We start from the raw sequence: 13847 nt of genomic DNA on the forward strand, positions 1-13847 counted from the left end.
GAAAATTGTGGAGTATTCTTGTATTTATAAGGTGTAGATGATGCGTAAGTCAGAAATTTGCAGTACCTTTGCATAAGATAGGCTGCGCCTCACCAAAATAAGTAGACTTCTTTTGGCTTCGGCTTGCACTATCTTTGCATAACAGAAATTTAGATATAAGACAGGTAACTATAATTATGGCAAAGAAAGCTTTATTGATGATCCTCGATGGATGGGGAATAGGAGACAAGGGTAAAGGTGATGTGATTAATAATACGCCTACACCTTATTTGGATTATCTGGATGCTACATGCTCGCATTCGCAGTTGCAGGCTTCGGGTGAGAATGTAGGATTGCCCGATGGACAAATGGGTAATTCGGAAGTTGGACACTTGAATATTGGTGCAGGACGTGTGGTATATCAGGATTTGGTGAAGATTAACAGAGCCTGTAAAGATGGGTCAATTTTGCAAAATCCTGAAATCGTTTCTGCCTATACATATGCACAGAAAATGGGGAAGAAGCTCCATTTAATGGGATTAACCAGCACTGGCGGTGTTCACTCTTCTTTAGATCATCTATATCAGTTGTTGGAAATTTCTAAGAAATACGGTCTCAGAAATACGTATGTACATTGTTTCATGGACGGACGTGACACAGATCCGAAGAGTGGAGTTGGCTTTATTGAGGCTTTGCAGCATGTTTGTGAGACGAACGATGCGCACATTGCCAGTATCATAGGACGCTTTTATGCCATGGATCGTGACAAGCGATGGAATCGAGTGAAAGAGGCTTACGACTTGCTGGTAAGTGGTGTGGGCAAGAAAGCAACGGACATGGTGCAGGCAATGAATGAGAGTTATGCCGAAGAGGTGACCGACGAATTTATCAAACCCATCACCAACGCTACAGTTCAAGGACAGATAGAAGAGGGTGATGTGGTGATTTTCATCAACTTCCGTAACGACCGTGCCAAAGAACTCACGCAGGTGCTGACCCAAACCGATATGCCTGATGAGGGAATGCACACCATTAAGGACTTGCAATATTACACGATGACGCCCTATGACGCCAACTTTAAGAATGTTCATGTGCTGTTCCCGAAGGAAAATGTGGAGATGACATTGGGCGAATATCTAAGCAATCTGGGCAAAAGACAGTTGCATACAGCGGAGACGGAGAAGTATGCACACGTTACGTTCTTCTTCAATGGAGGACGTGAAGAGCCTTACAAGGGAGAGGATCGTATCTTAGTCAACTCGCCCAAGGTAGCGACTTACGACCTAAAGCCCGAGATGAGCGCCTACGAAGTGAAAGACAAACTGGTGGATGCGATTGGTACACAGCAGTACGATTTCATTGTGGTGAACTTTGCCAACGGTGATATGGTGGGACATACGGGTGTGTATAACGCCATTGCCAAGGCGGTTTGGGCCATCGACCATTGTGTGAAAGAGGTGATAGAGACTGCCAAAGCCAACGATTATGAGGCGATTATCATTGCCGATCACGGTAATGCTGATCATGCAATTAATGAGGATGGCACGCCCAATACGGCACACTCGCTCAATCCGGTACCATTTATTTATGTGACAGACAACAACAGTGCCACCGTGAAGGACGGAAGATTGGCTGACGTGGCACCGTCAATACTGCACATCATGGGCTTGGAACAACCAGAAGCCATGACAGGTGAAAATCTGATAACCGACTGATCGCTGAATTTTTAAGCACATAAGAGCGCCAGAATTGAACCACTTGTTGGTTCAATTCTCGTCTCTTTTGAATATGGCAGTCAAGCGGTATCAATCTTGAGGATATGGAAGTACAGATAGAAGAAAGTTGGAAAGCGCATTTGCAGCAAGAGTTTGACAAACCTTACTTTGCCAAACTGACCGAGTTTGTGCATGCCGAGTACAGCCAATTTGCGTGCTATCCTCCCGGAAAACTCATCTTCAATGCCTTTAATCTCTGTCCATTCAATCAAGTGAAAGTAGTGATTATCGGGCAAGACCCTTATCATGAACAGGGTCAGGCGCACGGTTTGAGTTTCTCAGTTAACGACGGTGTGCCGTTTCCACCTTCGTTGCAAAACATCTTTAAGGAGATACAAGCCGATATGGGAATGCCTATTCCCACAACAGGTAACTTGACTCGCTGGGCGCAACAGGGCGTGATGCTTCTCAATGCCACACTCACCGTGAGGGCGCATGCAGCAGGAAGCCACCAGCGAAGAGGGTGGGAAACGTTTACAGATGCTGTCATTAAGGTGTTGAGCGACCATAAAGAGCACTTGGTGTTCTTGTTGTGGGGCGGTTATGCGCGTTCAAAATCCTATCTTATTGACAAGCACAAACATTGTGTTTTGGAAAGCGTACATCCCTCACCGCTATCTGCCAATCGAGGTGGTTGGTTTGGTAATCATCATTTCTCGCGTTGTAATGAATACTTAATACAGCAGGGCATTGAACCCGTGAAATGGTAAAAACTCCTCAATGTATGAACCATTCATATCCTCCCATTATACAAGTAGGCAACGTCTTGGTGTCTCCAGATGTTTTCACGCAAAAGTTTTGTTGTGATTTAGAGGTGTGTCATGGCGCTTGTTGCATTGAAGGCGATGCAGGAGCTCCTGTCACTATTGAGGAAATTGCAAGCATCGAAGATAACGTGGATGCTGTGTGGAACGAGCTTTCTGCTTCGGCTCAATCGGTAATTGACCAACAAGGCGTGGCTTATATCGATAGAGAGGGCGACATGGTAACCAGCATCGTTGGTCGCAAGGATTGTGTTTTTACTTGTTACCAAGAAGGTTGTTGCCTTTGTGTGTTAGAAAGAGCTTATCGAAAGGCAGATATTGATTTTTGTAAGCCCATCTCCTGTGCTTTATATCCCATTCGGGAAAAGGCGTTGGGAAATGGACTTGTTGGACTGAATTACCACCGTTGGAAAATTTGCCAATGTGGAGTAGAGAAAGGTAAAGAGCTCAATTTGCCACTTTACCAATTTCTCAAAGAGCCTTTGATACGCCGCTTTGGACAGCAATGGTATGACGAATTGTGTGTGGTGGCCGAACAGTTGAGTTGTCAAGATTTTCTATAATCAGACGGCGACTGACCTGTTCGGTCTTTAAAATACTTTCCTAAGAAGCTCTGGTTGGGAAAGTTCATCTCTACAGCTATTTCCTTTATGCTTTTGGAAGAATTCTTCAGTAGCAATCGAAGCTCTTTCGTAACATAACTGTCTATCCAGCTATTTGGAGTTTCCTTGCTCACTTTCTTTACCGTTTCCGAAAGATATTTAGGCGTAATGCACAGCTTCTCGGCATACCAGCTTACTCTTCTTATCTCCCGGTAGTTCTGTTCGACCAGCTTAATGAAATCGGTGAATATTTTTTCACCACGACTCAGGCGGGCATCACCTCCTATTTGTTGGGTGCGCCAGATGTGGTTACCCATGTCGTATACCAAGGTTCCCAGCATGGCACATGCGCTTTCGCGACGGAAGTGGTGTGATTTGTCGTCAACTTTCCGTTTGGTTATCTGGAAAAATTCATCAAACGCTTTGGCTTCATTGCTCGTTAAGTGTAGCACGGGATGCGTCTTTGTAAAGATAAAGAGCGATGACATCTCATGGATTCCGCGAACCGTGTCTTGTAAAAAGTTCTCCGATGCCAGGAGGGCGATGCCTTTACAGTCGCGACTCAGCATGTAATCACTGATCACTTGTCCCTCGCTCAGGACAATCATGTCGTTCGCCTGAATCGTACATTTCTTGGTGTCTACCAGATATTCTGCACGTCCTTGGATACACATTCCAATCAGCAGACAGCTCATTTTGTGCGGTTCTAGCGGTAAGGGCAAATCCTCAAAGTGTTCAAACAGTATCAAGTCGTCATCTATGTAACAGCTTTCTCCTGTGACAGACTTGATATGTTCAATCGTCACTTCTTTCATAGTCTTGTCCTGCATATTCTTTTTACTTTTTAATTCTTATACGTTCTGAATTCCATCTGGTTTTTTCAAAGAAGATGAATGAGCTTTGTTGTTCTCCTTGCAAAGGTAGGGGAAAAATACAACAATCTATGAAAACAGATGTTAATATTGCAAGCTTTCATGGAAATATGGAACAATTTCTATGCCTTCTACCGATTGAATCTGTTCGTTTTTGAAGTTTTGGTCGCCATAAATCAACACTCTTCGATGATCAGCCACGGTAAATTTCCGACATGCTTGCTCGTCAATTTCACCCGTGCAGGTGTATTCCAAACCGTCGATGTATATTTTTTGTCCACGTTTGGCATCGCGCAACGTGATTCTTAGTTGGCCTTTGAACGCTTTGTCAAATTGATAATACACGCCGTTATCTACCAAGTCGAAATAGCGGGGCGTATAGGTCATGTTTCTTTTTACTGCGGGGTAGCCCGTCAGATGATAGCTCGAAGCAATGGCAGGCCTATTGGTGTTGCGGGCAGGTTGCCACAAACCCCAGTCAACATCATCTGAGTTCCATTTCAACATGTAGGCGTTGGCGTCATACCGCTCACCACCCTCTCTGGTAAGTGATATGTTTGCTCGCCTCGTCAGCCATCCATCGTCCGAACAGAAGGCCCTATTCTCCCCATTCTTCATTCTTCCGTACAGTGAGAAAGCCATCTGTTGCTGGTTGATGTGTGGGAAAGTGGGCGAATACCAGATGGCTATCGTGTTGACGCCTGGTTGCAGAAACCTGGTTACCTCCATGTTGATGCTCACCGGAAGATTATCGTTGCCCATTCTGTAAGGCATCCAGCAGGCGGTAGATACATTGCGCTCGTTGATGTACACGTCCACCTTGCCCGTGGTGGCTATCGTTGCAGAGGCAAATACTGGGCACTCTTGTAACTGTATCTGTTGCCTGAACCAAATCTCAGAAGTGCTGTCTACCTGCTGAGCGGCAATCCAATGCGTATAGAAAGATTGTGCATGGGCAACCAGTGTCCACAACATTGCCATTGCAAGTATACTTATTTTTCTCATGAATCAATCGTCTATTCTGCTTTAAAACTATGCGCTCTTGAGGTTTTCTTCAAGAGGCTTAGCCTGTTTTAGTGCTCATTTTATCATGGTAGCCTTGCTGCGTTTCAGCCCAACTCTTGTCTGTTTCCCGTTCATGTACACAGTTACGGTTTTAACATGATGTTGGGTGCATGGTTTTAATTGAACCCATTCCACTTGTCCGTTCTTCCATTTCATGCTCACCTCGTAGCCTCCCCGAGCCCTGATGCCCCGCACTTCTCCGTCTTTCCACGCATCCGGAAGGGCGGGAAGAAGATACAGTTCGTTGTCGGTACTTTGCAACAACATCTCGCAAACGCCGGCAGTACCACCGAAATTCCCATCTATCTGGAAAGGTGGATGTGCATCCATCAAGTTGGGATAAGTACCACCGCTGCTTCGTTTGTCGGCACCTTGATAGTGATCAGGCGACACGTAGGTCAGCAATTTCTGATACATGTGGTACGCTTCCTTGGCCTTTCTCAGTCTGGCCCACAGGTTGATGCGCCATCCCGTGCTCCATCCCGTGGTGTGGTCGCCTTTCTGTTGTAGCGTTTTTTCAGCAGCCAGTGCCAATTGGGGCGTTTGTTTCAGGGAGAGGTGATGGCCGGGGAAAAGTCCGATGAGGTGCGATTGGTGGCGGTGCTTGATGTCCCAGTCGTCCCAATCGTAGTACCATTCGTTGAGATCGCCTAGATGTCCTACGGTGTAGGGATGCAGTCGTTTAAGCGATGCCTCAATGTCTTTCAACAATTGTGACTGTCTTGCGTAGTCCGCCCCCTTCTTGTTGATGGCCTCCACCGTGTTGATGAACAGCTCGCGGATGATGGCCAGGTCGGCTGTTCCGCCATAACAGGTGGTACCATGGTAGCCCTCGGGCGTCTTGTATTCGTTCTCGGGTGACGTGCTGGGTGCGGTAATCAGCTCAGTGTGGTTCTTTGGGTTCTCAACAAGCCAATCCAACATGAAGGCGGAATCACCTTCCAATAGGGGCAGGGCTGTGTCGTTGAGGAATTGGGCATCGGGGTTGAACCGATAATGTTCCCACAAGTTCTGCGTCAGCCACGCTCCTCCCATGTTCCAGTTGCTCCATTCGGGACTCTCGCGCTTCTCACCAACAGGATTGGTCATGGCCCACACGTCCGAGTTGTGGCTCGAGCACCATCCCCGTTTGATGCCATAATAGTTTTTGGCGGTATGCCTGCCGTTCACGGCCAGTGCCTGCATGAAGGTGAACAGCGGTTCTGCCATCTCGCTGAGGTTGGCCACCTCGGCCAGCCAGTAGTTCTCCTCGAGGTTGATGTTCACCGTGTAGTTCGACCGCCACGGTGCTCGCAGATAGTGCGACCACAATCCCTGCAGGTTGGCGGGAATGCCTTTGGTGCGCGAACTGGCTATCAGCAGGTAGCGTCCATACTGCATGTACAGCGTTTCCAGATAGGGGTTGTGTCCGCCTTTGTCGGTATAGTCTTTGAGTTGTTGCTCGGTTGTGCGACTGCAATCGGCCACCGATCCGCCCAGAAACAATTTCATCCGGTCGTAAAAGTGGCTATAGTCGGTCACATGCTGTTTCTTGATAGCTTGGTAATCTTTCTTTCCCAGGGCCTTTTGATGTGCCAGTGCCAGCTGCTCGCATGGCTTCCCTTGCCGTACAGGGTGCTTGTCAAAACCGTTAAAACTGGTTTCGTTGACAAAATACAGGGTGGCTTCGGTTGCGTCTGTAATCAACAGTGTAGAGTCGGTGGCTTCAATCTTTCCTTGCTTGGTCACTGCCCGCAGCACCGAACAGAAGTGAATGCTGTTCTCTGGGTCGCCCATGGCATGTCCCTTCATCGTGATGAGGTCGCCCGCAGCCTTGACGGTGTGCGGTATCTGCGCTGACAGGTTGACCTCCAGGTTGATGATTCTGGGCTTGTTGGCTGTGATGTGTATGACGATGAGGCTGTCGGGATGCGATGCGAAATATTCTCGCTTGATTTTCACACCGTTCAGACTATAGCTGTCTGTTAGCAAGGCCTTGTCAATGTCGAGCGTGCGGGTGTAGTTGGTTGCTTGCCCTCCCCGAGGGTCCAGCAGGTGCAGCGTGGCCAGGGGTTGGTAATACTGCGAGTTGGGACCTTGCACATGAAGTTGCAGCGAGTCGGCCTTTCGATAGTCTTCTTTGAACAAGGCCTCGCGGATGGCCGGTATCCATTGGTGTGCGTTTTGGTCGAGATTCGGGTCTACTGGCTGCCCCGTCCAAAGGGTGATGTCGTTGAGGTATATCAGGTTGTCGCGCGTACCGCCATATACCAGCGCTCCCATCCGCCCATTGCCGATGGGCATTGATTCTTCAAAATACTGCGCAGGCTTGTCGTACCACAGTTGCATGGGGAGTTGTTGCGCCAGCGTAGGAAGGTGCATGGCGAGCAAGAAAAGTAATGAGCCAATGTTTCTCATGATGAAACCGATATGTGGGGTTGTCTATATGCAACAAACTGCGGGTTGGCAGATGAGCCTGTTTATACAGCTATGCAAAAATAATGAATTCTGTATAAACAGCAAAATGGTGGTTGTGAATTATTTGTTGATGCCATACAATGACGGTGTGCGGACGGGTTGGGCATCAGGGAGGAGCTGTTGATAAATGACTTGTTGTCGTGTTCTCGTAACCAATTGTAAACGAGTTCTTTATGGTTTGCTTTCAATAGCATAGAGATTGGCCCCCAAAGTCATTGAGTTTGGAGGTCAATAGCATACAGATTGGCACTTAAAGTCAATGAGTTTGTTTCGCAGGTGCAAATGATCATGAAGACGCGGCCATTGACCAGCCTCGTCATCCCCATAATTACATGGTATTTGTTTGCTCAAGAATAAAGCGAAACCCCACTCGCAAGGAGTGGGATTTCGCTTCAGTTAAACATGTTTCCAGAACGTTTGTCCACACAAAAGGAAACATGTTTTTATTTTATGGTCATGCTTGTACGGTTGGCAGAGAGCCACCGTTGACGAACAATTACAATTTGGCCAACTCGATAACTTTATCGACTGCAGCCCTGATACCATCCACATTCTTGCCGCCAGCCGATGCAAAATGAGGTTGTCCGCCACCGCCTCCCTGAATGAGTTTGGCTGCTTCACGAACCATTTGACCTGCATTCAATCCGTGGTCTTTCACCATATCGTCACTTAACATGACGCTCAGAAGTGGCTTTTGCTGTGCTGTAGAACCGATGACGCAAAGCAAATGCGACGGTATGGCCTCACGAATCTTGAACACCAAGTCCTTGGCAGCGTTGCCATCGATAGGTAATACCGCCTTGATAACGGTAACGCCATTGACACTCTCCGCACGTTTGATGAGTTCGTCTTTGGTTCTTTGCACCGCTTGTGCTTGGAACTGTTCTATCTCCTTGCGCATGGTGTCGTGTTCGTCCATGTACTTTTCGATGACCCCTTTCAAGTCCTTGGCATTATTGAACAAGCTGCGGATGGCCTTCACCGTGTCTTCTATGGCATACATGGCTTCTTCGCACTTGCGACCGGTGATGGCTTCGAAGCGGCGAACACCAGCAGCTACCGAACTTTCGGATAGGATTTTGAACAGTCCGATGCGTCCTGTACTCTTGGCGTGAATGCCTCCACAGAACTCACATGACGGTCCGAAGCGCACTACTCGCACCTTGTCGCCATATTTTTCACCAAACAATGCAATGGCTCCCATTTCTTTCGCCTCTTCTATCGGCGTGTCACGATGTTCGTCCAAGGGGATGTCTTGACGTATAAGGTCGTTCACCAACCGTTCTACCTGTCTGATTTCCTCGTCGGTCACCTTTTGGAAATGCGAGAAATCAAAGCGCAGCGTGTCGGGCGATACATACGATCCCTTTTGCTCCACATGGTCGCCAAGCACCTGCTTGAGCGCATAATCCAGCAGGTGAGTGGCTGTATGGTTTGCCGCACAGGCGTCACGTTTGTCAGTATCCACGCAAGCCATGAAGTCAGCCTCGGGATGTTGTGGCAGTTGCTTGATGATGTGAATGCTTTGGTTGTTCTCGCGTTTGGTGTCTATCACGTCCACCGTCTCGTGCTCGCTCACCAAGACACCTTGGTCGCCAACCTGTCCTCCCATCTCTCCATAGAAGGGTGTGAAGTCCAAGATAACCTCGTAAAAACTATTTTTTTTCTGGGTTACCTTGCGATACTTCAAGATGTGGCATTCGTATTCGGTATAGTCGTAACCCACAAACTGCTGTTCGCCTTGTCTTATTTCTACCCAGTCGCTGTTTTCTACTTGTGCGGCATTGCGGGCACGGTCTTTCTGTTTCTGCATTTCTGCATTGAACTGTTGCTCGTCAACGCTGAATCCATGCTCTCTGCATATCAGTTCCGTGAGGTCGAGCGGAAAGCCATAGGTATCGAAAAGACGGAAGGCTTGTTCGCCATCGATTTGCGTCTTGCCTGCTTTTTTCAGCTCATCCATGGCATTGCTCAATAGGTTGATACCCTTTTCGAGTGTTCGCAAGAACGAGTCTTCCTCTTCTTTCATCACCTTGCCAATCAACTCACGTTGGGCAACGAGTTCAGGATATGCTCCTCCCATTTCGTCTACGAGTACGGGGAGCAACTTGTATACAAAGGCTTCGCGCTGTCCTAAGAACGTGTAAGCATAGCGAACGGCACGTCGGAGGATGCGGCGAATGACGTAACCCGCTTTGGCATTGCTGGGTAGTTGTCCGTCAGCGATGGAGAAAGCTACGGCTCTAAGGTGGTCAGCCACTACACGCATCGCCACATCTACATCTTCTTGCTCGCCATATTTCTTGCCCGACAGGCGTTCCATCTCATGGATGAATGGCTGGAAGATGTCGGTGTCGTAGTTAGAATTCTTTCCTTGCAGCATTCTGACCAATCGCTCGAATCCCATTCCAGTATCGATAACGTTCATGGAGAGAGGCTCCAAAGAACCATCGGCTTTGCGATTGAACTGCATGAATACGATGTTCCAAATCTCGATGACCTGTGGATGATCCTTGTTCACCAGTTCCCGTCCGGGTAGTTGGGCTTTCTCTTCGTCCGAACGCGAGTCTACATGTATCTCCGAACAAGGACCGCAAGGTCCTGTGTCGCCCATTTCCCAAAAGTTGTCGTGCTTGTTGCCATTGATGATATGGTCGGCTGGCAGGTGCTTGCGCCAATACTTCTCTGCCTCGCTGTCGTGTGGGATGTTTTCTTCGGGTGAGCCCTCAAACACCGTCACATACAAATCTTTTGGATCCAAGTGCAGCACGTCCACCAAATATTCCCACGCATAATCAATGGCGCCTTCCTTAAAGTAGTCGCCAAAGCTCCAGTTGCCGAGCATCTCGAACATGGTGTGGTGGTAAGTGTCTCGTCCCACCTCCTCAAGGTCATTGTGCTTTCCGCTCACGCGGAGGCATTTCTGCGAGTCGGCTCTGCGGCGTGGCTCTGGTTGTTTGTTGCCAAGGATGATATCCTTCCATTGGTTCATGCCTGCATTGGTAAACATCAGGGTGGGGTCGTCTTTGATCACCATGGGTGCCGAAGCCACGATGGTATGTCCTTTCAACTCAAAGAATTTCTTGAACGATTCACGTATCTCGTTTGCTGTCATCATCTGTTTTTATCTTGTTTATGATTGTTTTTAATCTTCGTAAAGTGCTTGTGTAGCACCTGATGTAATTAGCGGCAAAATTATAAAAAAAAGGATAAAGCGCCAAAGATATCGCTTAAATTCAGTTGGTTAGGGGCGGTTGGACGTTTTGCTGAGATGTATAGGTCTAACTTTGTTTGCCAAGATGCTGTGCATGGCAAATCCCTTTAGTTTTCAGGAGATGTGTCAAAGGATGTACGGTGAGAGCTGATCGGTTGATGAGAAATGTGCGTTTTTGTGCTTAGCTTCTTCAAAAGAATGGCTTTGAGAAACACGCCTTTTCAAAAAAAATAATGTATATTTGCATTTGATATTTGGTTTTTGACTTAAATACAAACGACAATGGCGCTGAATCCCGATAAGAATGTGAAGCTTTACTACTCCATCAAGGAGGTGGCCAAGCAGTTTGGTATCAATGAAAGTACATTGAGATACTGGGAAACAGAGTTCCCTCAATTGAAGCCAAAGACTGTAAGTTCGACCAAGGTTCGGCAGTATACGGATGCCGATATCGAAGAGATTCGCGTGATTTATAACCTGGTTAGGGTGCGCGGTTTTAAGCTATCGGCGGCCAGAAAGATGCTGGGAGCCAACAGAAAGGGTGCCGAAAAGAGTTCGGAAGTGCTGGAAACGTTGCTGTCTGTGCGTGATCAGTTGCAAGAATTGCGCAAACAACTGGATGTCATTGTGTGAGGTTTGGGTTTATAAGTTTTTGAGTTGATGAGTTTTTAAGTTGGTGAGTTTTCGAGTTTTTAAGTTGACCAAGGATACTGTATGGTTCGGTCTTTCGTTCGTTAACGCCTCACCTAAAAAACCCAAAAAGGCTTATTAACTCGCAAATCCAAAGCTTAATAATCATTACACTTATCAACTCGTAAACTCGTGAACTTGTAAACTAAGATAAACTTACATAATTTGTTGAATCTCTTGCAAGCCTTTTACCTTTTTTAAGCTGTTGATGATGTTCTTTACTTCTTGTCGATTATGTACGAGAACCTCTATTTTCCCCATAAAAATCTCTTCCTTGCTGGTCAGTGAAAGATTGTGCATGTTGACGTTCATCTCATCAGAAATGACATCTACGACATCGTGCAACATGCCTTGACGGTCGATGCCTCTGATCTCGATGGTGGCGTTGAAAAGACGGATGTTGCGCATATCCCACTTGGCATCCAGCAGTCGATTGCCGTAACTGGACTTCAGTTTGCTGGCCACAGGGCAGTTGCGCTTGTGTATTTCTACGTGGTTTTGGTTGTCAATGTAGCCCAGTATGTCGTCGCCGGGGATGGGATGGCAGCAAGTGGGGAAGAGATAGGTGTCGATGTTGCCGTCGTTGATGACGATGGCCTTCTTCCGGTTGAGTGAATCATCGACGGTGAATGGCTCGGCCTGCTTATCCTGTTCGTTTTTCTTGTCATGCCCAATGAAGGGTACATACTTGAGCCAATTGCTGGGTGAGGAGCTTTTCTTTTTCTTGTTCAGCTCGTCTAAGTCTTTTTCTGTCAAGATAACCGACTTGTTACCGATGCACAAGAACAGACTTTCGTGTTTCTTTAAGTTATGAAATTCGCATAACTTGTCGAGGACAGATGTGGTCATTTCCATGTCATTGCGCTCCAACCAGGCGTTGAGAAAGGCTTCGCCTTGCTTTTGTATCTCTCTGTTGTTGCGCCTGAGGATGGCCTGTATCTTTGCTTTAGCCTTGGCAGTGGTGGCAAAGTTGAGCCAGGAGGGTTGCACATGTTGCGACTTGCTGGTTAATATCTCTACCTGATCGCCGCTTTGCAGCTTATGACTCAGCGGAACCAACTTATGATTGACCTTGGCTCCGATACAATGACTGCCCAGTAGGGTGTGTATCTGGAAAGCGAAGTCGAGCGCGGTGCAGCCGGCAGGCATGGTCTTGATTTCGCCTTTCGGGGTGAACACGAATATCTCAGAAGCGAAGAGATTCAGCTTGATGGCATCGAGAAAGTCCATGGCATCGGGCTGTGGATCGTCCAAAATCTCCTTGATGGTGCGCAACCATTCATTCAATTCGTTCTCATCTTCGGTATATTCACCTTTATCTTTGTATTTCCAGTGAGCTGCAAAGCCTTGTTCGGCCACCTCGTTCATGCGGTCACTGCGTATCTGAACTTCAATCCAACGACCTTGTTTGCTCATCAAGGTGACGTGGAGAGCTTGGTATCCGTTGGCCTTTGGGTGGCTCAGCCAGTCGCGAAGTCGGTCGGGATGCGACTTGTAGATGCGGCTGATGGCCACATATATTTTGAAACATTCGTTGATTTCGTCGGCCCTTACCTTTGGCGTGAAGATGATTCGTACGGCCAAGATGTCGTAAATTTCGTCGAAGGTGACGTGCTTCGTCTGCATCTTGTTCCATATAGAATATGGACTTTTGACCCTTGCTTTCAGCTCATAGTCAATGCCCATGGCGTCAAGGGTCTCTTTGATGGGTGCCGTGAACTGCTCGAACAGCCGGTCACGTTGCTCCTTTGTGAAAGAAAGCTTGTTGGTGATGTTGGCGTATTCTTCAGGATGTTCGAACCGGAAACTGAGGTTTTCCAGTTCGGTCTTAATCTTGTTCAGGCCCAATCGGTTCGCCAATGGCGCATATATATATAAGGTTTCGCCGGCTATCTTGTACTGTTTATTGGCTGGTTGCGACTGTAGCGTGCGCATGTTGTGCAGGCGGTCGCATATTTTAATAAGGATGACGCGGATGTCATCGCTCATGGTGAGCAGCAACTTCTTGAAGTTTTCCGCCTGAGCCGACGCCCTGTCGCCGAAGATTCCTCCACTAATTTTGGTGAGTCCATCGACGATTTGTGCAATCTTGGGGCCGAATATGTTCTCGATGTCCTCAACGGTATAGTCGGTATCTTCCACCACATCGTGTAGAAGTGCCGAGCAGATGCTGGTTGACCCCAGTCCCATCTCCTCACAGGCAATCTGCGCTACGGCGATGGGGTGCATGATGTACGGTTCGCCAGAGAGACGTCTTACGCCTCTGTGCGCTTGACGTGCGAAGTTGAAGGCCTTGGTGATGATGTCTACCTTCTTTCTGTGACGAGAAGCCAGATAGGTGTCCAGCAGATGTTGGAACGCATCTTGGATCTGCTTGTCTTCCAGTTCTTCTTTCCTTTCTTTATCTTGAATCTCTTGATTGTCCATAC

Annotated in this window: 9 protein-coding genes; 4 read left to right on the forward strand and 5 right to left on the reverse strand. The window is 47.6% G+C overall.

Features of this window, described 5'->3' with window-relative positions; all coding sequences use genetic code 11:
* Positions 1-176 precede the first annotated feature (176 nt).
* The 3 genes from gpmI (at position 177) to HMPREF1254_RS02085 (ending at position 3081) form a co-directional block, all read left to right on the forward strand.
* Positions 177-1694: a 2,3-bisphosphoglycerate-independent phosphoglycerate mutase gene (gene gpmI / locus HMPREF1254_RS02075; protein WP_036877878.1), complete on the forward strand. Its 1518-nt coding sequence runs from the start codon at positions 177-179 to the stop codon at positions 1692-1694.
* Positions 1695-1798: 104 nt separating this feature from the next.
* Complete coding sequence (gene ung / locus HMPREF1254_RS02080) at positions 1799-2464, forward strand: uracil-DNA glycosylase (RefSeq protein WP_023057094.1); 666 nt, start codon at positions 1799-1801, stop codon at positions 2462-2464.
* A gap of 14 nt (positions 2465-2478) precedes the next feature.
* On the forward strand, positions 2479-3081 hold the full coding sequence (locus HMPREF1254_RS02085) for a DUF3109 family protein (RefSeq protein WP_023057145.1): 603 nt from the start codon (positions 2479-2481) through the stop codon (positions 3079-3081).
* Here the strand turns inward: HMPREF1254_RS02085 and HMPREF1254_RS02090 are convergent.
* The 4 genes from HMPREF1254_RS02090 to alaS form a co-directional block, all read right to left on the reverse strand.
* Complete coding sequence (locus HMPREF1254_RS02090) at positions 3066-3950, reverse strand: helix-turn-helix domain-containing protein (protein WP_023057061.1); 885 nt, start codon at positions 3948-3950, stop codon at positions 3066-3068. The genes HMPREF1254_RS02085 and HMPREF1254_RS02090 overlap by 16 nt on opposite strands.
* Positions 3951-4076: 126 nt before the next feature.
* Positions 4077-4997 carry an alpha-L-rhamnosidase N-terminal domain-containing protein gene (locus tag HMPREF1254_RS02095; RefSeq protein ID WP_036877881.1) on the reverse strand — a complete coding sequence of 307 codons (921 nt, stop codon included), beginning with the start codon at positions 4995-4997 and terminating at the stop codon, positions 4077-4079.
* A gap of 75 nt (positions 4998-5072) precedes the next feature.
* Positions 5073-7454, reverse strand: coding sequence for a glycoside hydrolase family 95 protein (locus HMPREF1254_RS02100; protein ID WP_023057058.1), 2382 nt, complete (start codon positions 7452-7454; stop codon positions 5073-5075).
* A gap of 556 nt (positions 7455-8010) precedes the next feature.
* A complete protein-coding gene (gene alaS, locus HMPREF1254_RS02105; RefSeq protein WP_023057137.1) occupies positions 8011-10632 on the reverse strand; it encodes an alanine--tRNA ligase in 2622 nt (873 codons plus the stop codon).
* Between the two features lie 378 nt (positions 10633-11010).
* Here alaS and HMPREF1254_RS02110 point away from each other — a divergent pair, with 378 nt between their 5' ends.
* Positions 11011-11361, forward strand: a complete 351-nt coding sequence (locus tag HMPREF1254_RS02110; protein ID WP_023057030.1) for a MerR family transcriptional regulator — start codon at positions 11011-11013, stop codon at positions 11359-11361.
* Between the two features lie 213 nt (positions 11362-11574).
* Here the strand turns inward: HMPREF1254_RS02110 and HMPREF1254_RS02115 are convergent, their stop codons facing one another.
* The gene (locus tag HMPREF1254_RS02115; RefSeq protein WP_023057103.1) at positions 11575-13845 is read right to left on the reverse strand and encodes a RelA/SpoT family protein; all 2271 of its coding nucleotides are present in this window, start codon (positions 13843-13845) and stop codon (positions 11575-11577) included.
* Positions 13846-13847: the final 2 nt, after the last annotated feature.

It is taken from the genome of Prevotella sp. BV3P1, from assembly GCF_000479005.1.
Taxonomy (GTDB): domain Bacteria; phylum Bacteroidota; class Bacteroidia; order Bacteroidales; family Bacteroidaceae; genus Prevotella.